The 25311-nt window shown below is 72.1% G+C and carries 22 protein-coding genes; 4 read left to right on the forward strand and 18 right to left on the reverse strand.

The window, feature by feature from the left end; all coding sequences use genetic code 11:
* Positions 1–174: 174 nt before the first annotated feature.
* From aroQ to ACFVWU_RS24965, 11 genes are all read right to left on the reverse strand, one after another.
* Entirely contained in the window at positions 175–603 is a 429-nt protein-coding gene (gene aroQ / locus ACFVWU_RS24915; protein WP_387625031.1) for a type II 3-dehydroquinate dehydratase, read from the reverse strand.
* Between the two features lie 8 nt (positions 604–611).
* The gene (aroB, locus tag ACFVWU_RS24920; RefSeq protein WP_387624923.1) at positions 612–1703 is read right to left on the reverse strand and encodes a 3-dehydroquinate synthase; all 1092 of its coding nucleotides are present in this window, start codon (positions 1701–1703) and stop codon (positions 612–614) included.
* On the reverse strand, positions 1696–2217 hold the full coding sequence (locus ACFVWU_RS24925) for a shikimate kinase (RefSeq protein WP_387624926.1): 522 nt from the start codon (positions 2215–2217) through the stop codon (positions 1696–1698). The genes aroB and ACFVWU_RS24925 overlap by 8 nt, the downstream gene beginning before the upstream one ends.
* A gap of 73 nt (positions 2218–2290) precedes the next feature.
* Positions 2291–3475 (reverse strand): chorismate synthase, encoded by a 1185-nt coding sequence (aroC, locus tag ACFVWU_RS24930; protein WP_387624928.1) that lies wholly within the window; start codon positions 3473–3475, stop codon positions 2291–2293.
* 164 nt (positions 3476–3639) lie between these two features.
* Positions 3640–4470, reverse strand: coding sequence for a shikimate dehydrogenase (locus ACFVWU_RS24935; protein ID WP_387624931.1), 831 nt, complete (start codon positions 4468–4470; stop codon positions 3640–3642).
* A gap of 34 nt (positions 4471–4504) precedes the next feature.
* Positions 4505–6349, reverse strand: a complete 1845-nt coding sequence (gene mltG / locus ACFVWU_RS24940) for an endolytic transglycosylase MltG (RefSeq protein WP_387624934.1) — start codon at positions 6347–6349, stop codon at positions 4505–4507.
* 201 nt (positions 6350–6550) lie between these two features.
* Complete coding sequence (gene mltG, locus ACFVWU_RS24945; protein WP_387624936.1) at positions 6551–7807, reverse strand: endolytic transglycosylase MltG; 1257 nt, start codon at positions 7805–7807, stop codon at positions 6551–6553.
* Between the two features lie 186 nt (positions 7808–7993).
* Complete coding sequence (ruvX, locus tag ACFVWU_RS24950) at positions 7994–8476, reverse strand: Holliday junction resolvase RuvX (protein WP_380614083.1); 483 nt, start codon at positions 8474–8476, stop codon at positions 7994–7996.
* Complete coding sequence (gene alaS / locus ACFVWU_RS24955) at positions 8476–11145, reverse strand: alanine--tRNA ligase (protein WP_387624940.1); 2670 nt, start codon at positions 11143–11145, stop codon at positions 8476–8478. The genes ruvX and alaS overlap by 1 nt, the downstream gene beginning before the upstream one ends.
* Positions 11145–11576: a DUF6167 family protein gene (locus ACFVWU_RS24960; protein WP_387624943.1), complete on the reverse strand. Its 432-nt coding sequence runs from the start codon at positions 11574–11576 to the stop codon at positions 11145–11147. Before ACFVWU_RS24960 ends, alaS begins: the two co-directional genes overlap by 1 nt.
* Positions 11577–11580: 4 nt before the next feature.
* The gene (locus tag ACFVWU_RS24965) at positions 11581–12060 is read right to left on the reverse strand and encodes a DUF948 domain-containing protein (protein ID WP_387624945.1); all 480 of its coding nucleotides are present in this window, start codon (positions 12058–12060) and stop codon (positions 11581–11583) included.
* A 221-nt stretch (positions 12061–12281) separates the two neighbouring features.
* Between ACFVWU_RS24965 and ACFVWU_RS24970 the strand changes: the two genes are divergently transcribed.
* Complete coding sequence (locus tag ACFVWU_RS24970) at positions 12282–14495, forward strand: ATP-binding protein (protein WP_387624948.1); 2214 nt, start codon at positions 12282–12284, stop codon at positions 14493–14495.
* Positions 14496–14543: 48 nt separating this feature from the next.
* The gene (locus ACFVWU_RS24975; RefSeq protein WP_387624951.1) at positions 14544–14861 is read left to right on the forward strand and encodes a tetratricopeptide repeat protein; all 318 of its coding nucleotides are present in this window, start codon (positions 14544–14546) and stop codon (positions 14859–14861) included.
* Positions 14862–14944: 83 nt separating this feature from the next.
* Here the strand turns inward: ACFVWU_RS24975 and rpsD are convergent, their stop codons facing one another.
* The 7 genes from rpsD to ACFVWU_RS25010 all read right to left on the reverse strand — a co-directional run bounded on the left by rpsD (position 14945) and on the right by ACFVWU_RS25010 (position 22696).
* Positions 14945–15559 (reverse strand): 30S ribosomal protein S4, encoded by a 615-nt coding sequence (rpsD, locus tag ACFVWU_RS24980; protein WP_030056230.1) that lies wholly within the window; start codon positions 15557–15559, stop codon positions 14945–14947.
* Between the two features lie 330 nt (positions 15560–15889).
* Positions 15890–17251: a replication-associated recombination protein A gene (locus tag ACFVWU_RS24985; RefSeq protein ID WP_387624954.1), complete on the reverse strand. Its 1362-nt coding sequence runs from the start codon at positions 17249–17251 to the stop codon at positions 15890–15892.
* A gap of 136 nt (positions 17252–17387) precedes the next feature.
* Entirely contained in the window at positions 17388–18206 is an 819-nt protein-coding gene (gene ppk2 / locus ACFVWU_RS24990; protein ID WP_387624957.1) for a polyphosphate kinase 2, read from the reverse strand.
* Between the two features lie 89 nt (positions 18207–18295).
* Positions 18296–18832, reverse strand: a complete 537-nt coding sequence (locus tag ACFVWU_RS24995; RefSeq protein ID WP_387624960.1) for a GNAT family N-acetyltransferase — start codon at positions 18830–18832, stop codon at positions 18296–18298.
* A gap of 95 nt (positions 18833–18927) precedes the next feature.
* Positions 18928–20718, reverse strand: a complete 1791-nt coding sequence (aspS, locus tag ACFVWU_RS25000) for an aspartate--tRNA ligase (RefSeq protein ID WP_387624963.1) — start codon at positions 20716–20718, stop codon at positions 18928–18930.
* Positions 20715–21977 carry a histidine--tRNA ligase gene (gene hisS / locus ACFVWU_RS25005; protein ID WP_387624966.1) on the reverse strand — a complete coding sequence of 421 codons (1263 nt, stop codon included), beginning with the start codon at positions 21975–21977 and terminating at the stop codon, positions 20715–20717. Before hisS ends, aspS begins: the two co-directional genes overlap by 4 nt.
* 11 nt (positions 21978–21988) lie before the next feature.
* Positions 21989–22696 (reverse strand): MBL fold metallo-hydrolase, encoded by a 708-nt coding sequence (locus tag ACFVWU_RS25010; protein WP_387624969.1) that lies wholly within the window; start codon positions 22694–22696, stop codon positions 21989–21991.
* A gap of 235 nt (positions 22697–22931) precedes the next feature.
* Between ACFVWU_RS25010 and ACFVWU_RS25015 the strand changes: the two genes are divergently transcribed.
* Both ACFVWU_RS25015 and ACFVWU_RS25020 read left to right on the forward strand, forming a co-directional pair.
* The gene (locus ACFVWU_RS25015; RefSeq protein WP_387624971.1) at positions 22932–23780 is read left to right on the forward strand and encodes a peptidylprolyl isomerase; all 849 of its coding nucleotides are present in this window, start codon (positions 22932–22934) and stop codon (positions 23778–23780) included.
* Positions 23781–24044: 264 nt separating this feature from the next.
* A complete protein-coding gene (locus ACFVWU_RS25020; RefSeq protein WP_387624973.1) occupies positions 24045–25274 on the forward strand; it encodes a DUF349 domain-containing protein in 1230 nt (409 codons plus the stop codon).
* The last annotated feature ends 37 nt before the right edge of the window (positions 25275–25311 follow it).

Raw genomic sequence — 25311 nt, forward strand, 5'->3', positions numbered from 1 at the left:
GGCGGGCACAGTCCGCCGCCGGGCCGCCGGGTTCGCCCCTGCCGCTCCGGCCTCCACCGACATCGGCTCAGGTCAACCCGCAGGCGGCTCCGGGCAACTCAGGTCGGGTCAGGTCGGTCCGGGTCGGTCCGGATCAACTCCGGCCGTCCCACGCCGTTTCAGATCGGTCGCGGTTCACCGCGCGGTGAGCTGCTCCGCCAGGGCGCGCAGCGCCAGCTCGTACGAGCCGATCCCGAACCCGGCGATGGTGCCGGAGGCCACCGCGGCGATCACCGAGTTGTGCCGGAAGGTCTCCCGGGCGTAGGGGTTGGAGATGTGCACCTCGATCAGCGGCGCGGTGCGCTGCGCGGCGGCGTCCCGCATCGCGTACGAGTAGTGGGTGAACGCGCCCGGGTTGATCACCACGGGCACCTTCCCGTCGGCCGCCTCGTGCAGCCACTCCACCATCTGCTGCTCGGAGTTGGTCTCGTGCACCTCGACCTCGAAGCCGAACTCCTTGCCCAGCGCGGTGCAGCGCTCGACCAGTCCGGCGTACGAGGTGGCGCCGTAGACGTCCGGCTCGCGACTGCCCAGCCGGCCGAGGTTGGGGCCGTTGAGCACCATCACCCGGGTCACGCCGAGACCTCCGCGTACGCGGCGACCAGCAGGGACGGGTCCGGGCCCTCCAGCACGGAGGTCTTGCCGAGGCCGTCCAGGACGATGAAGCGGATCAGGTCGCCGCGCGACTTCTTGTCGATCTTCATCGCGTCCAGCAGCTTCGGCCAGGCGTCCGCCCGGTAGCTCAGCGGCAGGCCGACCGAGGCCAGCACGGTGCGGTGCCGGTCGGCCGTCTCGTCGTCCAACCGCCCGGCCAGCCGGCCGAGTTCGGCCGCGAAGACCATGCCGATGGAGATCGCCGCGCCGTGCCGCCACTTGTAGCGCTCGTTGCGCTCGATGGCGTGGCCCAGGGTGTGGCCGTAGTTGAGGATCTCCCGCCGGCCGGACTCCTTGAGGTCCCCGGAGACCACGTCGGCCTTGACCTGGATGGCGCGGCGGATGAGCTCGACGGTGTGCGGGCCGGCCGGGGTCTTCGCTCCCTCCGGGTCGGCCTCGATCAGGTCGAGGATGGCCGGGTCGGCGATGAAGCCGCACTTGATGACCTCGGCGAGGCCGGAGACGTAGTCGTGCTTGGGCACGGTCTCCAGGGTGCCGAGGTCGGCCAGCACGCCCACCGGCGGGTGGAAGGCGCCGACCATGTTCTTGCCCTCGGCGATGTTGATGCCGGTCTTGCCGCCGACGGCCGCGTCGACCATGCCGAGCAGCGTGGTGGGCATGGAGATCCAGCGCACCCCGCGCAGCCAGGTCGCGGCGACGAAGCCGGCCAGGTCGGTGGTGGCGCCGCCGCCGAGGCCGACGATGACGTCACTGCGGGTGAACCCGGTCTGCCCGAGCACCGACCAGCAGTACGCGGCGACCTCGGCGCTCTTCGCGTCCTCGGCGTTGGGCACCTGGAGCGCGATCGCCTCGTACCCCTCGCCGACCAGGTCGTCCCGGATGGCGTCGGCGGTGGCGGCCAGCGCCTCCGGGTGGATGATCGCGACCCGCTTGGCACGGCCGCCGATCAGCGGCGCCAGCTCACCGAGCAGCTGGTGCCCGATCAGCACGTCGTACGGGTCGTGGCCGGCGCTGCCGCCGACGTGGATCCTGACGGTGGTGTCAGTCATGGGGGGTCTTCAGCTCCAGTGCTTCCAGTACGGCGTCCGCGACCTGCGCGGGGGTTCGGCCGGCGGTGTCGACCACGGCGGTGGCCACCTCCAGGTAGAGGGGGCGGCGGGCCTCCATCAGCTCGCGCCAGCGGGCCCGTGGGTTGACGGCCAGCAGTGGGCGCGGGGCGTCCAGGCCGACCCGCTTGACCGCGTCGCCCAGCGGGACCTCCAGGAAGACCACCGGCAGCTCGCGCAGCAGCTCCCGGGTGGCCTCGGCCATCACCGCGCCGCCGCCGAGCGCCAGCACCCCGCCGTGCCCGGTGGCGGCGGCCCGCACGGCGGCCACCTCCAGCTCGCGGAAGTGCGGCTCGCCCTCGTCGATGAAGATCTCCGGGATCGGCTTGCCGGCCAGCGCCTCGATGTCGGCGTCGGTGTCCCGGAAGCCGACACCCAGGCGCTCGGCCAGGGCCCGCCCGACGGTGGACTTGCCACTGCCGGGCGGGCCGACCAGCACCACGACGGGGCTGGTCATGCCCCCACCTCGCTGCGCTCGGCAGGCGACGACCACAACGGGCGCCTCCTGATGACGAGCTCGCTTCGCTCACTCATTTGATGATCAGGTGGTCGAGGTAGTTCTCCACGTTGCGACGGGTCTCCGACACGTTGTCACCGCCGAACTTCTCGTTCACCGCGTCGGCCAGCACCAGCGCGACCATCGCCTCGGCGACGATCCCGGCCGCCGGCACCGCGCAGACGTCCGAGCGCTGGTGGTGCGCCTTGGCCGGCTCGCCGGTGCGCACGTCCAGGGTCTGCAGCGCCCGCGGCACGGTGGCGATCGGCTTCATCGCGGCGCGCACCCGCAGCACCTCGCCGGTGGACAGACCGCCCTCGGTGCCGCCGGAGCGGCCGGAGGTGCGCTTGACGCCCTCGGGGGTCGGGACGATCTCGTCGTGCGCCTTCGAACCCGGCACCCGGGCCAGCTCGAAGCCGTCGCCGACCTCGACGCCCTTGATCGCCTGGATGCCCATCAGCGCGGCGGCCAGCTGCGCGTCCAGGCGGCGGTCCCAGTGCACGTGCGAGCCGAGGCCCACCGGCACGCCGTACGCGAGCACCTCGACCACGCCGCCGAGGGTGTCGCCGTCCTTGTGCGCCCGGTCGATCTCGGCGACCATCGCCTTCGAGGCGTCCGCGTCCAGGCAGCGCACCGGGTCGGCGTCCAGCCGGGCCTCGTCCGAGGGCAGCGGCAGCACACCGGCCGGCGCCTTGGCGGCGGCCAGCTCGACCACGTGGCTGACGATCTCGATCCCGCAGGTCTCCTTCAGGTACGAGCGGGCGACCGCGCCCAGCGCGACCCGGGCGGCCGTCTCGCGGGCGCTGGCGCGCTCCAGGATCGGCCGGGCCTCGTCGATCGAGTACTTCTGCATGCCGGCCAGGTCGGCGTGGCCGGGCCGGGGGCGGGTCAGCGCCTCGTTGCGGGCCAGACCGGCCAGCACCTCGGGGTCGACCGGGTCGGCCGACATGACCTGCTCCCACTTCGGCCACTCGGTGTTGCCGACCATGACCGCCACCGGGCTGCCCATGGTCAGACCGTGCCGGACGCCGCCGAGGAAGGTCACCTCGTCCTGCTCGAACTTCATCCGCGCCCCGCGGCCGTAACCGAGCCGGCGGCGCGCCAGCGCGTCGGCCACCATGGCGGTGGTGACCGGTACACCGGCGGGCAGGCCTTCCAGCGTCGCGACGAGTGCGGGGCCGTGCGACTCCCCCGCCGTCAGCCAGCGCAACGTACCCAACGGAGCTCCTTCATCAGCGGACCGGCCCACGGCACCGCCGCGGCCCGCCCCGGGCGTGCCTTGTGCCTGAATCCTTTCATGCCCCAGCGGCACCCGGGGTCAGAGTCCGCGTGACGGACAGCAACCGGTCACCATCCGGCCGTGGGGTGGCCGCAAGCTGCGACTCAGCGCCCCGCCAACGCCTTCTCGCCCGCCTCGCGCATCGCCGCCAGCGGCCCGGGCCTGCGCCCGGTGAAGGCCTCGCTCTGCAGCACCGCCTGGTGCACCAGCAGGTCCAGCCCGCCCAGGACGGTCGCCCCGCGCTCGGCGCAGGCGGCGGCCAGCGCCGTCGGCCACGGGTGGTAGAGCACGTCGAACAGCGCCCCCGGCGCGGCGGGCAGGGCGGCCGCGAAGCCGTCCGTCGCGCCGACCGGCGTGGTGGAGACGGTCAGCGGCCGCTCCAACGCCTCGGCCCCGCACTCCCAGTCGGCGGTCCGGACGACGACGCCGAGCCGCTCGCCCAGCTCGGCCATCTCCCGGGCCCGCTCGGCGCTGCGCACGTAGACCGTCACCTCGCCGGTGCAGACCTGGGCGAGCGCCGCCAGCGCCGAGGAGGCGGTGGCCCCGGCGCCCAGCACGGCGGCGGCGGGCACCTCGGTGATGCCGCGCTCGCGCAGCGCGTTGACCAGCCCGGGCACGTCGGTGTTGTCCCCGGTGCGCCGGCCGTCGGCGGTGAACACCACGGTGTTGACCGCGTCCACCGAGCGGGCGGTCGCGCTGACCTCGTCCAGCAGCGGGATGACCGCCCGCTTGAGCGGCATGGTCAGCGACAGCCCGGCCCACTCGGCCTCGTCCAGTCCGGCGACGAAGCCGGGCAGGCCGGCCTCGTCGATCTCGAAGCGGTCGTAGCGCCAGTCGTCCAGCCCGAGCGCCGCGAAGGCGGCCCGGTGCAGGTCCGGCGAGAGCGAGTGGGCGATCGGCGAGCCGAGGACGGCCGCCCGGTGCTTGCTGGTCAACGCTGCCCCTCCGTGGGCGGGTTACCGGTGCGGACTACTTGGTGGTGCAGTGGCCGCGGGCCTCGTCGAAGCCCTGGCCGGCGTTCGTGCAGTACTCCTTGACGTTGGCGTAGTGCTCCTTGGCCGTCTCGGCGAACCGGGTCTCGGTCGGCGACATCGCGATGAAGTACAGCCACTTGCCGTCCGCCGGGTGCAGCACCGCGTTGATCGCGTCGTCGCCGGGGTTGGAGATCGGCGTCGGCGGCAGGCCCGGGTTGAGGTAGGTGTTGTACTTGTTGGACGCGTTGTCCATGTCGCCCCGGGTGAGATCCTTGCGCCCGAGCGAGTACTGGAGCGTGGTGTCCATACCGAGACGGTGCTGGGTGTCGTTGCTCGCCAACCGGTTCTGGATGGTCTTGGCCATTTTGGCGAAGTCCGCGGTGTTGTTGCCCTCGCGCTGCAGGATGCTCGCCTCGGTGATCACCTCGTAGGCGTTCTTGAGGCCCACCGAGGCGGCCTGGCCGTCCAGGTTCGCGTACTTGTCGGTGGCGTTCTTCACCATCTGCTTGAGCAGGTCCTCGGGCTTCATGCCGTCGGCGATGTTGTAGCGGGTCGGCCAGAGGAAGCCCTCGATGTTGCCGTTCGCGTACGCGGGCAGGCCGAGGTCGTTGACCTGGGCCTTGGCGACGTTCGCCGTGGTGCCCTTCTGCAGCTTCAGCTTGGCGTCGATCCTGTCGTAGATCTCGGAGGAGTTCTTGCCCTCCGGGATCACGATGGCCGCGCCGCCCGCCTGGTCGAGCAGCTCCTTGAGCGCGGCGGCCGCCGACATCTCCTTCTTCATCCCGTAGAAGCCGGGCTGAATGGTGCCGCACTTGGGCTCGTTGTTGCAGGCCTTGGTGAACGCGTCGACGCTCTTGACCACGCCGGCGTTCTTCAGCGCGAGACCGATCTGGCCGCCGACCGCGCCCTGCTTGACCTCGACCTGGACGGAGCCGCTGCCGTCACCGGTGAAGTCCGGCGGCGGGCCGAAGTGGTCCTGGTAGAAGCCGTAGCCCCACCAGCCGGCGCCGCCCATGGCACCGAGCAGCACCAGCGCGACCAGCAGGCAGGCACCGCCGTTGCGGCGGCCCGCCTTCTTGCCCTTCTCCTTGCGCTTCTTCTGCGCCTCGCGCGAGTCGTCCTGCGTGCCGAGGAAGCCCTCCTCCTCGGCCTCGGCGTGCTCCTCGAGGTACCCGTCCTCCTCGTGGTGGCCGTCCTCGTGGCCATCCCACTCCTCGACCTCGGGCTCGTGCGCCGCGCCGACCGGGTCGGCACCGGACTCCAGCGCAGCGGCCTCGGCCTCCCAGTCGATCCCGTCCGGACCGGGGCCGGAGGCGGGCGCGGCCGGCTGGGCCTGCCGCGGCGCCTGCTGCTGGACGGGCGGCTGCTGGACCTGCTGCTGTGGCATACCCTGCTGCTGCATCGGCATCTGCTGCTGGGCCGTCATCTGCTGGGGATGGCCCTGCTGCATCTGCTGCATCTGCTGCTGGGGCATGCCCTGCTGCATCGGCATCTGCTGCTGGGGCATGCCCTGCTGCATCGGCATCTGCTGCTGGGGGTAGCCCTGCTGGGGCATCTGCTGCTGGTAGCCCTCGGCCGCCATCATCTGCTGCTGCTGCGGATACCCCTGCATCGGCATCTGCTGCTCGTACCCCTGAGGGTATGCCTGCTGCTGCATCTGCTGCTGGTACGCCTGCTGCTGCACGTCACCGTAAGGCTGCTGGACCTGCTGGCCCTGCTGCGGGTACTGCTGCCACTGGCCGTCCTGCTGGCCGGGGACCGGCTGCTGGCCGCCGTACCCGGGATCACCGGGGTGCCACGGCTCGCCCTGGGGGCCGTAGCCCCGACCCAGATCGGTCATTGATCCCCTTAACCGACGGTGACGACCGGAGGATCGGACCGGCCGTCCGGGACGACGCCGTCCCGGCTGATTCTCGAACCGGCGTGCTAGCGCAGCGCCTGGGAGGAGACGTTACCGTACCGCAGCCATGCCCCCGCCCGAACGGGACGTACCGTCAGTGAGCGACCTCACCCTCGACATCACCCTCGACACACGGGCCCGTCACGGCGTCGCGGCACCCGCGGCCGAGGGCGTGGCGGCGGCCGGACCGGAGGGCGTCGCGGCGGCCGTGGCCGACGGCGTGGCGCTCGGCTTCGCCGCGGCCCGGGCGGCGTTGAACTCCGCCACGTTGCGCTGCTGCACCTCGAAGCTGTCGGTGAAGCGGGTGTCCCCCGGCTTCACGGTGACGAAGTACACCCAGTCCCCCGGCGTCGGGTCCAGGGCCGCCATGATCGCCTGTCGCCCCGGGTTGGAGATCGGCGAGGGCGGCAGCCCGGGGTGCAGGTAGGTGTTGTACGGGGAGTCCAGCTTGGTGTCGGTGACGGTGGTGTTCAGGGTCGAGCGGCCGAGCGCGTAGTTGATCGTGGAGTCCAGCTGCAGCGGCATGCCCTTGGCCAGCCGGTTGTAGATGACCCGGGCCACCTTGCCCATGTCCTCGGTGTTGTCGGCCTCGCCCTGGACCATGCTGGCCACGGTGACCAGCCCGTACAGGCTCTGGCCGAGGGTCTGCGCCACGACGTTGACGTCGTCCCGGCTGAACTCCTTGCCGGCCCGCTCGACCATCTGCTTCAGCAGGTCCAGCGCGGTGGTCCCGTCGGTGACGCTGTACGTCGCGGGGAACAGGTAGCCCTCGGGGCTGCCCTTGGCGAAGTCCGGCAGGCCCAGTTCGGCGGCCTGCTCCTGGGCGGTCTTCCGGCTGGTGCCCTCGGGCAGCTTCAGCTTCTTGTCGATCGCCGCGAAGATCTGGTAGCCGCGCCAACCCTCGGGAATGGTGAGGCCGTTGGCGTTGGCCGGGTCGATCAGGACGGCCAGTGCCGCGACCGCCGACATCTTCTGCCTCAGGGTGTACGTCCCGGGCTGGATCCGCCCGGCGGCGGCCGCGCTGCCCTTCGCCGCCCTGGTGAAGGCGAGCGAGCTGGCCACCACCCCGTTGCGGACCAGCGCGGAGGCGATCTGGGCCAGGCCCGCGCCCTCCGGCACCGAGACCTGGACGCTGCCGGCGCCCTGCCCCGCGTAGTCGGCGGCGGCCAGGGGTTTGCGCTGCCCCTGGAGCCAGGTGTAGCCGGTCAGCCCGATCCCGCCGAACACCGCGATCAGCGCGAACGCGGTGAGCCCGCAGGCCAGTCCGTTGCGCCGTCGGTGCGGATCCGGCGCATCGAAGCGCGGCCGGGGCGCGCCCGGGGGGCGGCCCTCCGGCTCCAGTACCGGAGCACCCAGGTGTCCGGGCGTGAGCCCCGGGTGGAAGTCCTGGTCGGTCATGGCTCGCGCCCCCTCGGCGGTCCCGAATCGCTTCGAAACGGTCCGAACCGCTCCGAGTCGCTCACATCGATCTGCACTGATCTGCATCGATCTGGACCGACCCGAAACGGATACGGAGTCGAACGAAAAGGGGTCCGTGCGGACGCGTCCGCACGGACCCCTCAACGGGACGTTAGAGCAGGCCGATCAGCCGACCGCCTCGACGCTCTCACCGGGCGGGCGTCCGCTCACCCGTTCGGACTCAAGGGCGGTCTGCAGGATCACCACCGCGGCGGCCTGGTCGACCACCGAGCGGCCCTTCTTCGCCTTGACCCCCGAGGCACGCAGCCCGTGGGTCGCGGTGACGGTCGACATCCGCTCGTCCACCAGCCGTACCGGCACCGGGTAGAGCCGGTTGGCCAGCCGGGCGGCGTACGCGCGGACCTTCTCCGCCGCCGGGCCCTCCTTGCCGCTGAGCGAGCGCGGCAGCCCGACGACCACCTCGATCGCGTCGTACTCCTCGACGATCGCGGCGATCCGGGCCTGCGACTTCACCCCGGCCGGGACGGTCTCCACAGGCGTGGCGAGCACCCCGTCGGGGTCGCAGGACGCGACCCCGATCCGGGCGTCGCCGACGTCGACGGCGATCCGCCGCCCGCGCCGGAAGGGCCTCGGCTCCTGCTCGGTCATCAGGAGGCGCGCTCCGCGACCAGGCCGCGCACCGCGGCGATGGCCTCGCCGACCGCGGCCGGGTTGGAGCCGCCGCCCTGGGCGACGTCGTCCTTGCCGCCACCGCCGCCGCCGAGGGTCTTGGCGGCGGTCCGGACCAGCTCACCGGCCTTGATGCCGCGGCCGCGGGCGTCCTCGTTGGTGGCGATCACGGTCAGCGGACGGTCGTTCGCCACGGTGAACGCGGCGACCACCGCCGGGCGCGAGCCCAGCCGGCCGCGCACGTCCAGGACCAGCTTGCGCAGCTCGTCCGCACCGACGCCGTCGGCGACCTGGGCGGCGACCACGGCGATGCCGTGCACGTCCTCGGCCGAGTCGACCAGGCCGGCCGCGGCGGCCAGCACCTTCTCGGCGCGGAAGCGCTCGATCTCCTTCTCGGCGTCCTTGAGCTTGGCGAGCATGCCCGAGATCTTCTCCGGCAGCTCCTCCGGGCGGCCCTTGACCAGCTCGGTGAGCTGGGAGACCACGGTGTGCTCACGGGCCAGGAACTTGTACGCGTCGACGCCGACCAGCGCCTCCACGCGGCGCACGCCGGAGCCGATCGAGGACTCGCCGAGCAGCTTCACCAGGCCCAGCTGGGCGGTGTTGCCGACGTGCGTGCCACCGCACAGCTCCTTGGAGAAGTCGCCGATCGTGACGACCCGGACCTCGTCGCCGTACTTCTCGCCGAACATCGCGATGGCGCCGGCCTTGCGGGCCTGGTCCATCGTCATGACCTCGGCGGTGACGTCGAGCTCACGGCCCAGCACGTCGTTGATCTTCTGCTCGACGTCCACCAGCACGCTGCCCGGAACGGCGGCGGGCGAGCCGAAGTCGAACCGGAAGCGGCCCGGGGCGTTCTCGGAGCCGGCCTGGGCGGCCGTCGGGCCGAGCGCGTCGCGCAGCGCCTGGTGGGTCAGGTGGGTGGCCGAGTGGGCGCGGGCGATCGCCCGGCGGCGCTCGGTGTCGATGGTGGCGTACGCCGAGGCGCCGAGGACGACCTCGCCGAACAGCACGCCGCCCGAGTGCACGGTGACGCCCGGGACGGGCTGCTGCACGTCCCGGATCTCCACCACCGCGCCGGACTCCAGCCGGATCCGGCCGTGGTCGGCGAGCTGGCCGCCGCCCTCGGCGTAGAAGGGGGTGCGGTCGAGGATGATCTCGACCTCGTCGCCCTCGGAGGCGGCCGGCGAGGGAACGCCGTCGACCAGCAGGCCGACCACGGTGGCCTCGCCCTCGGTCAGGGTGTAGCCGGTGAAGACGCTGGCGCCGGACTTGTCGGCGACGTCGCGGTACGCGGCGACGTCGGCGTGGCCCATCTTCTTGGCCTTGGCGTCGGCCTTGGCGCGGTCCCGCTGCTCCTGCATCAGACGGCGGAAGCCGGCCTCGTCCACCTGGAGGCCCTGCTCCTCGGCCATCTCCAGGGTGAGGTCGATCGGGAAGCCGTAGGTGTCGTGCAGCTTGAACGCCTGCTCGCCGGAGAGCACCGCGCCGCCGGACTGCTTGGTCTCGGTGACCGCGACGTCCAGCAGGTTGGTGCCCGCCTTCAGGGTCTGCAGGAAGGCCGACTCCTCGCCGATGACGACCGTCTCGATGCGCTTGCGGTCGGTCTCCAGCTCGGGGTACTGCGGGGCCATCGCCTTGATCGCGACGTCGATGAGCTCCTTGGCCACCGGCTCGGTGGCGCCCAGCAGGCGCATGTTGCGGATGGCGCGGCGCAGGATGCGGCGCAGCACGTAGCCGCGGCCCTCGTTGCCGGGGGTGACGCCGTCGCCGACCAGCATCAGCGCGGTGCGGATGTGGTCGGTGACGACGCGCAGCGACACGTCCGACTTGTGGTCGGCGCCGTAGGTGTGGCCGGTCAGCTCGGCGGCGCGGTCGAGGATCATCCGGCTGGTGTCGATCTCGAAGAGGTTGTCGACGCCCTGCAGGATGGCGGCGAGGCGCTCCAGGCCGAGACCGGTGTCGATGTTCTTGCTCGGCAGGTCGCCGAGGATCTCGAACCCGTCCTTGCCGTCGCCGTGGCCGCGCTCGTACTGCATGAAGACCAGGTTCCAGATCTCCAGGTAGCGCTCGCCGTTGACGGCCGGGCCGCCCTCCTCGCCGTACGCGGGGCCGCGGTCGTAGTTGATCTCCGAGCACGGGCCGCACGGGCCGGGGACGCCCATCGACCAGAAGTTGTCCTTCATGCCGAGGCGCTGGATCCGCTCGGCGGGCACGCCGATGACGTCACGCCAGATCTGCTCGGCCTCGTCGTCGTCCTTGTAGACGGTGATCCAGAGCTTCTCCTTCTCCAGGCCGTAGCCGCCGTCCGCGACGGGAGTGGTGAGCAGCTCCCACGCGAACTTGATGGCCCCTTCCTTGAAGTAGTCGCCGAAGGAGAAGTTGCCGCACATCTGGAAGAAGGAGCCGTGCCGGGTGGTCTTCCCGACCTCCTCGATGTCCAGGGTGCGCACGCACTTCTGGACGCTGGTGGCGCGCGAGAACTGCGGCTTGACCTCGCCCAGGAAGTAGGGCTTGAACGGCACCATGCCGGCGTTGACGAGCAGCAGGGTGGGGTCGTCGGCGACCAGGGACGCCGACGGAACGACGGTGTGGCCGCGCTCCTCGAAGAAGCGCAGCCAGCGGCGGCGGATCTCAGCCGACTCCATTAGTGGTCCTTCCGGTTCGTTCCGCCCCGCGGCAGGGCTCGGCGGGGCGTCTCTTCAATGGTCTGTGGGGTGGTGCGGCCCGTACCGTCGGGCAGGGCGCGAGCGGGTGGCAGGGCGGCGGCCGGGTGACCGGGCGCCGCCGAGATAGCTCGGTACTGCGGCTCACCGCGCAGTACCCGGCGGGTGCTGCGGGGCTCGACGACGGCGGTGCCGTGCAGTCCGAGGTCGTCCTTCAGCTGCTCCTCGCGCTCGGCCATGCCGGCCCGCACGTCCTGGGCGAACTGCTTGGCGAGGTCGCCCAGGTGCAGCGCACCGCGCGCGGCGGTGCCGGAGAGGCTGTCGGGGGTGAGCCGGTGGACGGCCGCGTTGGCCTTCTTCATGGCCCAGACGGTGGCGCCGGCGCCGACCGCCATCCAGAAGATGCGTGCCATGTCGTCAGCCCCTCACCGCGCGCCGGACCCTGGAGAGCAGGCCGTTCCTGGGCGCGGTCGCGGCGCGCACCTCGGCCCTGATCAGCCGGGCGAGTTCCTCGCGGTCACCGGCCTGGGTCGGCACGGTCGACAGACCGCCCTGTTGCTTGGCGACGGCCTTGCGGACGCCGTAGCTGAAGGCCGCGACCTTCACCAGCGGTCCACCCAGCGTGGCGGCAACGGTGGAGGACAGCGCGTTGGCGTTGGCGGCGGCGTCCTGCACGTTGGCGGTGATCTCGTCCACCCGCTCCAGCTGCTCGTTGGCGCTGCGCACCGCGGCGCCCGCCTCGGTCAGCAGCGGCACGGCCTGTTCGGTGACGGCGGAGACCAGGACAGTGGCCTCCTTGAGCACCCGCGAGAGACGGACCAGCACCACGGCGAGCAGGGTGACCAGGACCGCCCAGAACACGGCGACGAGCAATCCGGCCAGCTCTCCCACGGACACTTCTGCGCGCTCCCTCGCCTTGCTGCTCTCCAAGCCAAACCCTATCGCGCCCACACCCGGTTTCCGGACCGGGCCGTCGCCGGCGGCCTCGCCCGGGTGTGCGAACCGCGCGCGTAACCTACCGGCCGGTCACCTCGTTCTGCCAGGCGGGCCGTCGCCCGTACGGCCCGACGCACGTCCGGACCGTGACGGTCCGGGCTCGGAACAACGGGGAGCAGCGCTTGGCCGGCGACTGGACAGCACAGCCCGCGGCGTGGCCGCGCGAGCCGGAGCCCGGCCGGCTGCCGGCCGAGGTGACCGGCTTCGTCGGGCGGCAACGGGAACTGGCCGAGCTGGCGGCCCTGCTCGCCGGCGCCCGGCTGGTGACCGTGACCGGGCCCGGCGGGGTGGGCAAGAGCCGGCTCGCGCTGCGCGCCGCGGCCCGGGCGGCCGGCGCCTTCCCGGACGGCACCTGGCTGGTGGAGGTGGCCCCGGTGCAGGACCCGCTGCTGCTCGGCCACGCCGTGCTGGAGGCGCTGCGACTGACCGACGGCACCGCCCGCCCGCCGCTGGACGTGTTGGGCGAGCGGCTGGCCGGGCGCCGCCTGCTGCTGGTGCTGGACGGCTGCGAGCACCTGGTGGAGGCCTGCGCCGAGCTGACCGACGCCCTGCTGCGCGTGCTGCCCGGGCTGCGGGTGCTGGCCACCAGCCGCTCCGCTCTGCGGGCCTCGGGCGAGCACGTGCTGACCTTGGCCCCGCTGCCGGTCGACCCGCTGCCGGACAGACCGACGGGCACACTGCCGGACGCGGTGCGGCTGTTCGCCGACCGGGCCCGGGCGGTGCTGCCCTCCTTCGAGGTGACCGCGGCCAACGCGGAGGCGGTCGGCCTGCTCTGCCGCCGACTGGACGGCATCCCGCTGGCGGTGGAGCTGGCGGCCGGGCGGCTGCGGGCGCTGTCGGTGGAGCAGATCACCGCCCGGTTGAACGACCGGTTCCGGCTGCTCACCGGGGGCAGCCGAACGGCGCTGCCCAGACACCAGACCATGCGCACCACGATCGGCTGGAGCCATGAGCTCTGCACAGCGCAGGAACGTTTACTCTGGGCCCGCCTGTCGATCTTCGCCGGCAGCTTCGACCTGGAGGCCGCCGAGTACGTCTGCGCCGGCGACGGCATCGAGCCCGAGGACGTGCTCGACCTGCTCGACGAACTCATCGCCAAGTCCGTCGTCCTGCGCGAGGACAGCACCTTCGGCGTCCGCTTCCGCCTGCTGGACACCCTGCGCGAGTACGGCGGCCACTGGCTGCGCGCCGCCGGCGAGGAGCCGCGGCTGCTGCGCCGCCATCGGGACTGGTACCTGGGCGTCGCCACCTGGGGCGAGGTCGAGTGGTTCGGCCCCCGGCAGGTCGAGACCGCCGAACGCACCGGACTCGCCCACACCAACCTGCGGGCCGCGCTGGAGTTCTGCCTCGCCGAGCCCGGCGAGGAGCAGATCGCCCTGCTGCTGGCCGGCACCCTGTGGTTCTACTGGGTCGGCTGCGGCCACCTCGGCGAGGGCCGGCACTGGCTGGACCGGGCGCTCACCCTGGACCGCGAACCCACCGAGGCCCGCGCGAAGGCCCTCTGGGTGACCGGTTACATGGCCACCCTGCAGGGCGACCTCGGCGCCGCCCGTCCGGCGCTGGAGGAGTGCCGCCGCCAGGCCCTGGACACCGGCGACGACCGGGCCCTCGCCTACGCCGTCCACCGCCAGGGCTGCGCCGCCCTGATCGGCGACGACCCGGAGCGCGCCGCCGAGCTGTTCGAGGAGGCGCTCTGGCACTACCGGACCATCGGCGAGCTCAACAGCAACGTCGTGATGGGCATGATCGAGCTGGGCCTCGCCTACCTGTTCCAGGGCGACCAGGACAGCGGCGAGCTCTGGTTCGGCCAGGCCCGCGAGGTGTGCGAGGAGCACGGCGAGCAGTGGGCGTACGCCTACGTGCTGTACGCGTCGGCGTACTCGCACTACCTGGACGGCGCGGTCCAGTCGGCCCGCGCCCTGGCCCGGGAGTGCGTGCGGCTGAACCACCTCTTCCACGACCTGCTCGGCATCGTGCTGGGGATCGACCTGCTGGCGCTGCTGGAGACCGAGCCGGCCGGCCCGGGCGAGCCCACCGACCTGTGCGAGGCCCGGGTGCTGCAGGGCGCCGCGCACCGGATCTGGCGGACGGTCGGCAACCCCTTCCTGGGCTCGCGCTCCTTCTTCGGCACCCACCAGGAGTGCGCCGAGCGGGCCCGGGCCGGGCTGACCGAGCGGGAGTACGAGGAGTGCTACCAGGCCGGCACCCGGCTGGACCTGGACGCCGCCGTCTCCCGGGCGCTCGGCGGCGGGGGCTCGGCGGACGGCCCGGAACCGGGCCCCCGCCCCTGCTCGGCGCCGCCCGCACCGGCGCCCTCGCCGGTGCGGAATAGTTGAAACTTGCCGATTGCTTGAGGAGGCAAGGAACTACCCGGAAGGAGCACCATGGCCCTCCACGACGAGTACCGCCTCGCGAACTTCTACTTCGAGTCCAAGGCGTACGCCGATGCCGCCCGCACGCTCGAAGGCGTGCTGACCGAGGAGCCGGCCAATCTCTCCGTCCGGCTGCTGCTGGCTCGCAGCTACTACCACTCCGCCCAGCTCGGCCGCGCCGAGGCCGAACTGCGCCGGATCCTCGACCTCGACCCGGCCGAGGACTACGCCCGGCTGATGCTCGGCCGCACCCTGGAGCGCCAGGGCCGCGCCGAGGAAGCCCGCCCGCACCTGCGGCTGGCCGCCGCGATGACCGGCGAGAGCATCTGACCGCACCAAGCAGCGAGCCCCCGCCGCCTCGAAAGGCGACGGGGGCTCGCTGTGGTTTCGCGAACTGCGGAACCGAGCGCGGGTCAGCGCGAGTAGTACTCGACGACCAGCTGCTCGTCACAGATCACCGGGACCTCCTTGCGCTGCGGCGCACGGTCCAGGCGGAAGGCCAGGGCCTTCAGGTTGACCTCGAGGTACTTCGGGGTCTGGCCCTCACCCGCGTAGCCACCCTCACGGGCGACCTGGAAGGGGACCTTCTCCTTGCTGCGCTCGCGGACGGTGACCACGTAGCCCGGCTTCATCTGGAACGACGGCTTGTTGACCTTGCCACCGTTGACCTCGATGTGGCCGTGGACGACCATCTGGCGGGCCTGGTAGATGGTGCGGGCGATGCCCGAACGCAGGACCAGGGAGTCCAGACGGGTCTCCAGGTCGGCGACGAGCGCCTCACCGGTCTTGCCCTCGGCCTTCTTGGCGCGGTCGAACGCGCGCGCCATCTGCTTCTCGCTCAGGTCGTACTGGGCGCGCAGACGCTGCTTCTCGAGCAGACGGACCTTGTAGTCCGAGTTCTGCTTGCGGCCACGGCCGTGCTGGCCGGGCGGGTACGGGCGGGCCTCGAAGTACTTGACGGACTTCGGGGTCAGCGGCACGCCGAGCGCACGCGCGATCTTGACCTTGGGACGCTTCTGGTTCGCCATGAACCAAACCTTCCTTGCTTACGAATACGGCTTTCACCAGGTGTTGACGGAGGTCGCATGTCGCGACCCGGAGAAAACCCCGACGCGTGCGCGAAGGGATCAGCCGCTCTCCGGAGCCGGGCACGAAGTGCAAGCACGCGTACGGCCCACCGAACCGGGGCTGGTGGGCTGCACGCGACACCGAAACGGTGCGCGACGCTCCTGGTGCGGGCCCCTCGGAAGGGGCCTACGGCCGGCGTCCCGCTGGTGCGGCCGGTCGGTGGGGTCTCCCCCGCCGCCGTCCCGGGACGTGGCACTTCCATGGAGTATACCGGCGGCCGGACCGGCCGATCACTCGCCCTGCTTCTCCCCGCGAAGCCGCCCCCGCGTCCACTCGACGACGTCCGCGTACCGGACCTCGCCGCCGCGCCGGTTCGGCCGGTAGTACTCCCTGCCGTGCACCGCGTCCGGCGCGTACTGCTGGGCCGCGATGCCCTCCGGCAGGTCGTGCGGGTACTGGTAGCCCTTGCCGTGGCCGAGCTTGCCCGCACCGCCGTAGTGGGCGTCCCGCAGGTGCGGCGGCACCGCGCCCGCCAGGCCCTGCCGGACGTCCGCCAGCGCCGCGTCGATCGCCAGGTAGGCCGAGTTGGACTTCGGCGCCAGCGCCAGCGCGATCGCCGCCTGGGACAGGATGATCCGGGCCTCCGGGAAGCCGATCAGCGCCACCGCCTGGGCCGCCGCCACCGCCGTCTGCAGCGCCGTCGGGTCCGCCAGGCCGACGTCCTCGCTGGCCGAGATCATCAGCCGCCGGGCGATGAACCGCGGGTCCTCCCCCGCCTCGATCATCCGGGCCAGGTAGTGCAGGGTGGCGTCCACGTCGCTGCCGCGGATCGACTTGATCAGCGCGCTGGCCACGTCGTAGTGCTGGTCGCCGTCCTTGTCGTAGCGCACCGCCGCCTGGTTGACGGCGGTCTCGGTGGTGGCCAGCGTGATGCTCGCCTCGCCCTTCTCCAGCGCCGCCCCGGCCGCCGCCTCCAGCGTGGTGAGCGCCCGCCGGGCGTCCCCGCCGGCCAGCCGCACCAGGTGGTCCTCGGCCTCCGCGGTCAGCTCCAGGGCGCCCTCCAGGCCGCGCTCGTCGGCCACCGCGCGGCGCAGCAGCGCCCGGATGTCCTCGTCGGTCAGCGACTCCAGGGTGAGCAGCAGCGAGCGGGACAGCAGCGGGGAGATCACCGAGAAGTACGGGTTCTCGGTGGTCGCCGCGATCAGGGTGACCCAGCGGTTCTCCACGGCCGGCAGCAGCGAGTCCTGCTGGGCCTTCGAGAAGCGGTGGATCTCGTCCAGGAAGAGCACCGTCTCCCGGCCGGACATGCCGACCGCCCGCCGGGCGCCGTCGATCACCGCCCGGACCTCCTTGACCCCGGCGGTGATCGCGGACAGCTCGACGAAGCGGCCCTCCACGGCCTGGCTGATCACATGGGCGAGGGTGGTCTTGCCGGTGCCGGGCGGCCCCCAGAGGATCACCGAGCTGGTGGCCGCCGGCCCGCGCGAGTTCGCGACCAGCCGCCGCAGTGGGGACCCGGGCTTCAGCAGCTGCCGCTGCCCGGCCACCTCGTCCAGGGTGCGCGGGCGCATGCGTACGGCCAGGGGCGCCCGCCCGGGCTCCTTGCTCTGGCGTTCCTCGGCGGCGGCGGTGAAGAGGTCCGGTTCGTCCACACCGGAAGCCTAGTTGAGGCGACCGACAGCCCTCTCCCTGCAGGGTTCGCCGGTCCGGCGGCGCGGCCTCGGACTCCTCCAGCCGCCCGGGCGCCCCGCGGGGCCGTCCTCGACGGCGGCGCCCGGCGAGCCGCGTCTACTCCAGTCCGGCAGCGTGATCCGGAACGTACTTCTGCAGATCGCGCGGGGGGCGCTGGTAGCCGCGCGGGGCCGGGCGGGGCGGCAGCTCGATCCTGGGTGGGGTGATCTCGTGGTACGGCACGGTGGAGAGCAGATGGGCGATCATGTTGATCCGGGCCCGGCGCTTGTCGTCGCTCTCCACCACGTGCCAGGGCGAGTCCGGGGTGTCGGTGTGCAGGAACATCTCGTCCTTGGCGCGCGAGTAGTCCTCCCAGTGCTCGATGGACTCGACGTCCATCGGGGAGAGCTTCCAGCGCTTCATCGGGTCCTCCAGCCGGTCCCGGAACCGCCGCTCCTGCTCTGTGTCACTCACCGAGAACCAGTACTTGCGCAGCAGGACGCCCGCCTCGATCAGCATCTGCTCGAAGGTCGGGCACTGGTGCAGGAACTGCCAGTACTCCTCGTCGGTGCAGAAGCCCATCACCCGCTCGACCCCGGCCCGGTTGTACCAGCTGCGGTCGAACAGCACGATCTCCCCGGCCGCCGGCAGCTGTTCGACGTACCGCTGGAAGTACCACTGGGTCTTCTGCCGCTCGGTCGGGGTGGGAAGCGCCACGACCCTGGCGATGCGCGGGTTCAGGTACTCCGTCACCCGCTTGATCGCACCGCCCTTGCCGGCCGCGTCCCGCCCCTCGAAGACCACCACCACGCGGGCCCCCTCGACCCGCACCCACTCCTGGAGCTTCACCAACTCCTGCTGCAGCCGCAGCAGCTCCCGCTCGTACGGCTTCCTCGCCAGTCGCTCCGGGTTCGCGGCCCGCTGCTCGGTGGTCACCCTCGGGTCCTCCGTCCGACTGCTGCTGATGACCCTTCACCGTAGACGCAGAACGGTGACCACGCAGGTCGGCGGAGCGAAAAGGGCGGTCAGACCCCGACGAAGGGCTCCGGGTAGCGACAGAGCCCGCGCGGACCGCCGTCGTACGCCGCCAGCGGCAGCACCTGGAAGTACGCGTCCGGCACCTCGAACGGGCCGGTGACCTCGTGCCGCCCGGCCGGGGTGAAGCCGAACCTGCCGTAGTAGTCCGGATCACCGAGGACGACCACCAGCTTCTCCCCCACCTCCTCGGCCGCCGACAGCGCGGCCCGGACGACGAGTTCGCCGATGCCCTTGCGCTGCCACTCCGGCGCGACCGCGACCGGCGCGAGCGCCAGCGCGTCACCGCCGCCGGCGCCGCCACCGCCGTCGCCGACCCGCAGCCGGGTCAGCAGGGCGTGTCCGATCACCAGCCCGCCCTCGTCCACGGCGACCACCGACAGCCCGGGCAGCCAGGCCGGATCGCGGCGCAGCGCGTCCACCAGGTCCGCTTCGTCCGGGCCGGGGAACGCGGCCATGTGGACCCGTCTGGTCGCCGGGGCGTCCTGCGGGCTTTCGACCCTCGTGGTGACCTGAGTGACCTGCATGAGTCAACCCTCCCTGTGTCACACGTCGTTGTGGACCGGCCCCGGACGGTGGGTGGACCGTCCGGGGCCGTTGAAGGTTAGCCGATGACGCCGTGTCAGCCCTTGGGCTGCGCCTCCGACTTGGCGTCCTCGCGGACCTTCGGCTGGGCGTCGACGCCGGCCTCGCGGCGCTGCGCCGGGGTGATCGGGGTCGGGGCGCCGGTCAGCGGGTCACCACCGGTGGACGTCTTCGGGAAGGCGATGACGTCGCGGATGGTGTCGTACCCGCCCAGCAGGGTGACGATCCGGTCGAGGCCGAAGGCGACACCACCGTGCGGCGGCGGGCCGTAGTTGAAGGCGTCCAGCAGGAAGCCGAACTGCGAGGCCGCCTCCTCCTCGGAGAGGCCGATCGCGTCGAACGCCCGCTTCTGGACCTCGCGCTGGTGGATACGGATCGAACCGCCGCCCAGCTCCGAGCCGTTGAGGACCAGGTCGTAGGCGTTGGACAGGGCCGAGCCCGGGTCGGTGTCGAAGGTGGCCAGCGACTCCGCGGTCGGGGCGGTGAACGGGTGGTGCACCGCGTGCCAGCCCTGGAACGCGCCCTTGTCGTCCTCGATCGGCTCGAACATCGGGAAGTCGACGACCCAGAGGAAGGCCCACTTGGACTCGTCGATCAGCTCGCAGCGGCGGCCGATCTCCAGACGGGCGGCGCCCAGCAGCTCCTGCGAGGCGCGCTCCTTGCCGGCCGCGAAGAAGACCGCGTCACCGTTCTTGGCGCCGGCCGCGGCGGCGAGGCCGGCCAGGTGCTCCTCGGAGAGGTTCTTGGCGACCGGGCCGCGCAGCTCGCCGGTCTCGGCGTCGATCAGCACGTAGGCGAGGCCCTTGGCGCCGCGCGCCTTGGCCCAGTCCTGCCAGGCGTCCAGCTGCTTGCGCGGCTGCGAGGCGCCGCCCGGCATGACCACGGCGCCGACGTACGGGGCCTGGAAGACGCGGAACTCGGTGCCCTTGAAGTACTCGGTGAGGTCGGTGAGTTCCTGGCCGAAGCGGACGTCCGGCTTGTCGGAGCCGTAGCGGCCCATCGCGTCCGCGTAGGTCATCCGCGGCAGCGGGTTGGGGATCTCGTAGCCGTGCACCTCGCGCCAGACGGCGCCGATGATCTTCTCGCCGAGGGCCAGGATGTCCTCCTGGTCGACGAACGAGGCCTCGATGTCCAGCTGGGTGAACTCCGGCTGGCGGTCGGCGCGGAAGTCCTCGTCGCGGAAGCAGCGGGCGATCTGGTAGTAGCGCTCCATGCCGGCGACCATCAGCAGCTGCTTGAACAGCTGGGGCGACTGCGGCAGCGCGTACCAGTGGCCGGGCTGCAGGCGGACCGGGACGAGGAAGTCGCGGGCGCCCTCGGGGGTGGAGCGGGTGAGGTACGGCGTCTCGATGTCGAGGAAGTCGTTCTCCTCCATCACCCGGCGGATGATGTTGTTGACCTTGGAGCGCAGCCGCAGGCCCTTGGCCGGGCCCTCGCGGCGCAGGTCCAGGTAGCGGTAGCGCAGCCGGACCTCCTCGTTGACCGTGCCCGGCTCGTACTCGGCGACCGGGAACGGCAGCGGGGCGGCCTCGGAGAGCACCTCGATCCCGCTGACGACGACCTCGACGGCGCCGGTCGGGATCTCCGGGTTCTCGTTGCCCTCGGGGCGGACCCGGACGTCACCGACGACCTTGACGCAGTACTCGGCGCGGAGGCCGTGCACCGAGTCCAGGTCGCGGACCACGATCTGCACGGTGCCGGAGGCGTCGCGCAGGTCGATGAAGGCAACGCCGCCGTGGTCGCGGCGGCGGGCGACCCAGCCGGCCAGGGTGACGGTGGTGCCTGCGTGCTCCGGGCGGAGCGTGCCCGCGTCGTGCGTGCGGATCACAGCTGCTTCTCCTTCAGGGTGGTGACGAGTGCGTCGAGAGCGACGGGGGTCTGCTCGCCGGTGCTCATGTCCTTGAGCTGGACGACGCCCTCGGCGAGGTCCCGGTCACCGGCGATCAGGGCGAAGCGGGCGCCGGACCGGTCGGCGGACTTCATGGCGTTCTTGATGGTCTTGACGCCGAAGGCGAGGTCGGTGGCGACGCCGGCCCGGCGCAGCTCGACCACCTTGGCGAACAGGACGTTCTTGGCCTCCTCGCCGAGCGCGACGGCATAGACCGAGGTGGCGGCCGGCAGGTCGAGGACGACGCCCTCGGCCTCCAGCGCCAGGTAGGTGCGGTCCACGCCGAGGGCCCAGCCGACGGACGGCAGCGCCGGGCCGCCGATCATCTCGGACAGGCCGTCGTAACGGCCGCCGCCGCCGATCGCGGACTGGGCGCCGAGGCCGTTGTGCACGAACTCGAAGGTGGTGCGGGTGTAGTAGTCCAGGCCGCGGACCAGCTTCGGGTCGTCGACGAAGGCCACGCCGCTGGCGGTGAGCAGCTCGCGGACCTTCACGTCGTACGCCTTGCAGTCCTCGCACAGGAAGTCGCGCAGCATCGGGGCGCCGACCAGCTGCTCCTGCACCGACTCGCGCTTGTCGTCCAGGACGCGCAGCGGGTTGATCTCGGCGCGGCGGCGGGTGTCCTCGTCGAGGTCCAGGCCGGACAGGAACTCGATCAGGGCGGTGCGGTAGACCGGGCGGCACTGCTTGTCGCCGAGGCTGTTGAGCAGCAGCGAGTAGTTGCTCAGGCCCAGCGAGCGGAAGGCGTCGTCGGCCAGGATGATCAGCTCGGCGTCCAGCGCCGGGTCCTCGGCGCCGATCGCCTCGGCGCCGACCTGGGAGAACTGGCGGTAGCGGCCGGCCTGCGGGCGCTCGTAGCGGTAGTACGAGCCGGAGTACCAGAGCTTGACCGGCAGGTTGCCCGCCTTGTGCAGGTTGGCCTGGAGCGCGGCGCGCAGCACCGAGGCGGTGCCCTCGGGGCGCAGCGCGAGGTCCTCCTTGCCGCGCTTGGTGAGGGAGAACATCTCCTTGGTGACGATGTCGGTGGACTCGCCGACACCGCGCGAGAACAGCTTCACGTCCTCGAAGACCGGGGTCTCGATGTAGCCGTAACCGGCCCGGCGGGCGGGCGCGGCGATGCGCTCGCGGATCGCCAGGAAGGTCGCGGAGCTGGGGGGCAGCAGGTCGTAGGTGCCCTTGGGGGCGGTGAAGGTGCTCAACTTCTCTTCCGTCACATTCCTCGTCGCGGGAAAGCCGGGGCGCCGGCCGCCCCCGCTGCCTGTCGGAGGTAGGGGTTGGTGGCGCGCTCGCGGCCGATGGTGGTCTGACCGCCGTGGCCGGAGAGGACCACGGTGGAATCGTCGAGGGGCAGGCACACCCGGGCCAGCGAGCTCATGATCGCCTCGCTGTCCCCGCCCGGGAGGTCGGTACGCCCGATGGAGCCGGCGAACAGCAGGTCGCCCGAGAACAGCACCGGGGGGAGGTCCTCGGCACCGGGCGTCCGGAAGGTCACCGACCCCCCGGTATGGCCCGGGGCGTGGTCGACGGTCAGCTTCAGGCCGGCCAGCTCCAGCACGCTGCCGTCGGTGAGCTCGCGCACGTCGTCGGGCTCGCCGACGGTGAGCTCGCCCATCAGCTGGGTGCCCAGGGAGCGGCCGAGCGCCTTCTCCGGGTCGGCCATCATGTACCGGTCCTCGGGGTGGATCCAGGCCGGGACGCCGCGGGCGCCACAGACCGGGACCACCGAGGCGACGTGATCGATGTGGCCGTGGGTGAGCAGCACGGCGACGGGCTTCAGCCGGTGCTCGCGGACGAGCTCCTCGACGCCGCGGGCGGCCTGGTGGCCGGGGTCGACGATGACGCACTCCTCGCCCGCCGCCGGCGCGACCAGGTAGCAGTTGGTGCCCCAGGCTCCAGCGGGGAATCCGGCGATGAACACGCGCGTCCTTCGGGTGTGCGGCGACAAGCTGCGATGGCTACCAGTAGTGATGTGTAAGGGCAGCCTACCGGCGGGCCGGGTCCGGTTGCGAACCAGATGGCGGTGGCGGGCCCGGCCGTCGGGGCGGTTCACCGCGTTCTTACGGGCCCGGTCCCTACACTTGGCCGCCGATGGATGCGATGATCCGCTTCGGAATCCATCCACTCTTTCCGCACATCCTCAGGAGACACGGCCGGTGGTCAGCAGCGAACAGCGGCGGCGGCAGCTCGCCCGCGAGAAATTCGAGCGCCAGGAGAAGCGCCGCGCCGAGGCGGCGGCCGCCCGCAAGCGCCGCAACACGATCATGGGCACCTCGCTCGCCGTCGTGGTGCTGGCCGGCGGCGGCACGCTGTTCGCCACCGGCGCGTTCGACTCGGACAAGGACAAGACGGCTTCGGCCGCCTCCTCCCCCCAGGCCGCGCCGTCCCAGGCCGCCCCGACCCAGCCGGCCACCCCGACCCGCAAGCCGGTCGACGGTTGCGCCGCCCCGGCGCCGGGCGCGCCCAACGGCAAGCAGTTCAAGACCGAGCCGGCCATGACGATCGACCCGAGCGGCTCGTACACCATGGCGCTGGACACCAACTGCGGCAAGGTGACGATCGCGCTGGACGCGGCCAAGGCCCCGCACACCGTGAACTCCTTCGCCTTCCTGGCCGGTGAGCAGTTCTTCGACCACACCAAGTGCCACCGCCTGACCACCGACGGCATCTTCGTGCTCCAGTGCGGGGACCCGACCGCCAGCGCGACCGTCCCGGGCGGCATGGGCGGCCCCGGCTACAAGTTCAAGGACGAGAACCTGACCGGCGCCGCCTACCCGGCGGGCACCGTGGCGATGGCCAACTCCGGCCCGGACACCAACGGCAGCCAGTTCTTCCTGGTCTACAAGGACACCCAGCTGCCCCCGAACTACATCCCCTTCGGCAAGATCACCGGCGGCCTGGACGTGGTCCAGAAGATCGCCGCCGCGGGCACCCTGGAGGGCTCCTCGGACGGCCACCCGATGGCCGACGTCACCTTCAACTCGGCTACCGTGTCGAAGGGTTGACAGACCCCGAGGTCTTCGGCGGCGGGCGCCCGGGGCGCCCCCGCCGGGCCCCGGAGCGAAATCGCCCGGCCCGGATGCGGACAGCACCGGGCCTGGTCGCCTATGTTGGCGTTGTATAGGGTGCCCGGACCCGCCTAGCCGTCACCCGCGGCAGCAAGGCACGGCGGACGGGGACGGCGGACTCATCGGTCCGCCGCACATCAACTGTGGACGACGGACGCGCGCCGCCCCGGCGCGGGCGCGACGTCATGTGGAGGACGCGCTATGAGCAGCGACCCGTGGGGCCGTGTGGACGAGCAGGGCACGGTGTACGTCAGGACGGCCGACGGCGAACGCGTCGTGGGTTCCTGGCAGGCCGGCTCGCCCGAGGAGGCCCTCGCCTACTTCGAGCGCAAGTACCAGGGCATCGAGGTGGAGATCGGCCTGCTGGAGAAGCGGGTGCGCACCACCGACCTGGCCGCCAAGGACGCCATGACCGCGCTGGAGCACCTCCGCGCGCAGGTGACCGAGGGGCACGCGGTGGGTGACCTGGACGCGCTGGCCAAGCGGCTGGACACGCTCGCCGGTGAGATCGAGAGCCGGCGGGAGGAGCGCAAGGCCGCCCGCGCCAAGGCCCAGGACGAGACCCGCTCCGCCAAGGAGGCCCTGGTCGCCGAGGCCGAGCAGCTCGCCGAGTCCACCCAGTGGCGGGAGGCCGGGGACCGGCTGCGCGCCCTGGTGGAGACCTGGAAGGGCCTGCCGCGGCTGGACCGCAAGAGCGACGACGAGCTGTGGCACCGCTTCTCGCACGCCCGCTCGGTCTTCTCCAAGCACCGCAAGGCGCACTTCGCCACCCTGGACGCCGAGCGCGACCACGCCCGGCACACCAAGGAGGCGCTGGTCACCGAGGCCGAGGCGCTGTCCTCGTCCACCGACTGGGGCAGCACCGCGGCCGCCTACCGCGACCTGATGGCGCGCTGGAAGGCCGCCGGCCGGGCGCAGCGGGACGTCGAGGACGAGCTGTGGGCGCGGTTCCGCGGCGCGCAGGACGTCTTCTTCCAGGCCCGTTCCGCGGTGTTCAGCGAGCGGGACGCCGAGCAGGTGGGCAACCAGAAGCTCAAGGAGGCGCTGGCCACCGAGGCCGAGGCGATCCTGCCGATCACCGACCTGAAGGCCGCCAAGGCCGCGCTGCGCGACGTCAACGAGCGCTGGGAGGCGATCGGGCACGTGCCGCGCGACGTCCGTCCGAAGCTGGACGGCCGGCTGAACGCGGTCGAGCGGGCGATCCGCGAGGCCGAGGACGCCGAGTGGAAGCGCTCCAACCCGGAGGCCAAGGCCCGCGCGGCCGGCATGGTGGGCCTGTTCCAGGCGAAGGCCGACAAGCTGCAGGCCGACCTGGACAAGGCCCGCGCGGCCGGCAACGCCTCCAAGGCCGCCAAGCTGGAGTCCGAGCTGGCGGGCGTGCAGACCCTGCTGGAGCAGGCGCACAAGAGCCAGGAGGAGTTCAGCGGCTGATCCGGCCGACTGAACGGCGAAGGCCCCCGGGGAGCTC

The sequence above is a fragment of the Kitasatospora sp. NPDC058190 genome (assembly GCF_042883685.1).
In the GTDB taxonomy this organism is placed as follows: domain Bacteria; phylum Actinomycetota; class Actinomycetes; order Streptomycetales; family Streptomycetaceae; genus Kitasatospora.

Bases quoted from the DNA above. Each gene is read 5' to 3' on its own strand.
- ruvX (WP_380614083.1), bottom strand. From the start codon at position 8,476: ATGACCGAGCAGGAGCCGAGGCCCTTCCGGCGCGGGCGGCGGATCGCC.
- aroQ (WP_387625031.1), bottom strand. From the start codon at position 603: ATGGTGCTCAACGGCCCCAACCTCGGCCGGCTGGGCAGTCGCGAGCCG.
- alaS (WP_387624940.1), bottom strand. From the start codon at position 11,145: ATGGAGTCGGCTGAGATCCGCCGCCGCTGGCTGCGCTTCTTCGAGGAG.
- ACFVWU_RS24960 (WP_387624943.1), bottom strand. From the start codon at position 11,576: ATGGCACGCATCTTCTGGATGGCGGTCGGCGCCGGCGCCACCGTCTGG.
- ACFVWU_RS24975 (WP_387624951.1), top strand. From the start codon at position 14,544: ATGGCCCTCCACGACGAGTACCGCCTCGCGAACTTCTACTTCGAGTCC.
- ACFVWU_RS25020 (WP_387624973.1), top strand. From the start codon at position 24,045: ATGAGCAGCGACCCGTGGGGCCGTGTGGACGAGCAGGGCACGGTGTAC.
- rpsD (WP_030056230.1), bottom strand. From the start codon at position 15,559: ATGGCGAACCAGAAGCGTCCCAAGGTCAAGATCGCGCGTGCGCTCGGC.
- aroB (WP_387624923.1), bottom strand. From the start codon at position 1,703: ATGACTGACACCACCGTCAGGATCCACGTCGGCGGCAGCGCCGGCCAC.
- mltG (WP_387624936.1), bottom strand. From the start codon at position 7,807: ATGACCGACCAGGACTTCCACCCGGGGCTCACGCCCGGACACCTGGGT.
- ACFVWU_RS24925 (WP_387624926.1), bottom strand. From the start codon at position 2,217: ATGACCAGCCCCGTCGTGGTGCTGGTCGGCCCGCCCGGCAGTGGCAAG.
- mltG (WP_387624934.1), bottom strand. From the start codon at position 6,349: ATGACCGATCTGGGTCGGGGCTACGGCCCCCAGGGCGAGCCGTGGCAC.
- ACFVWU_RS24995 (WP_387624960.1), bottom strand. From the start codon at position 18,832: ATGCAGGTCACTCAGGTCACCACGAGGGTCGAAAGCCCGCAGGACGCC.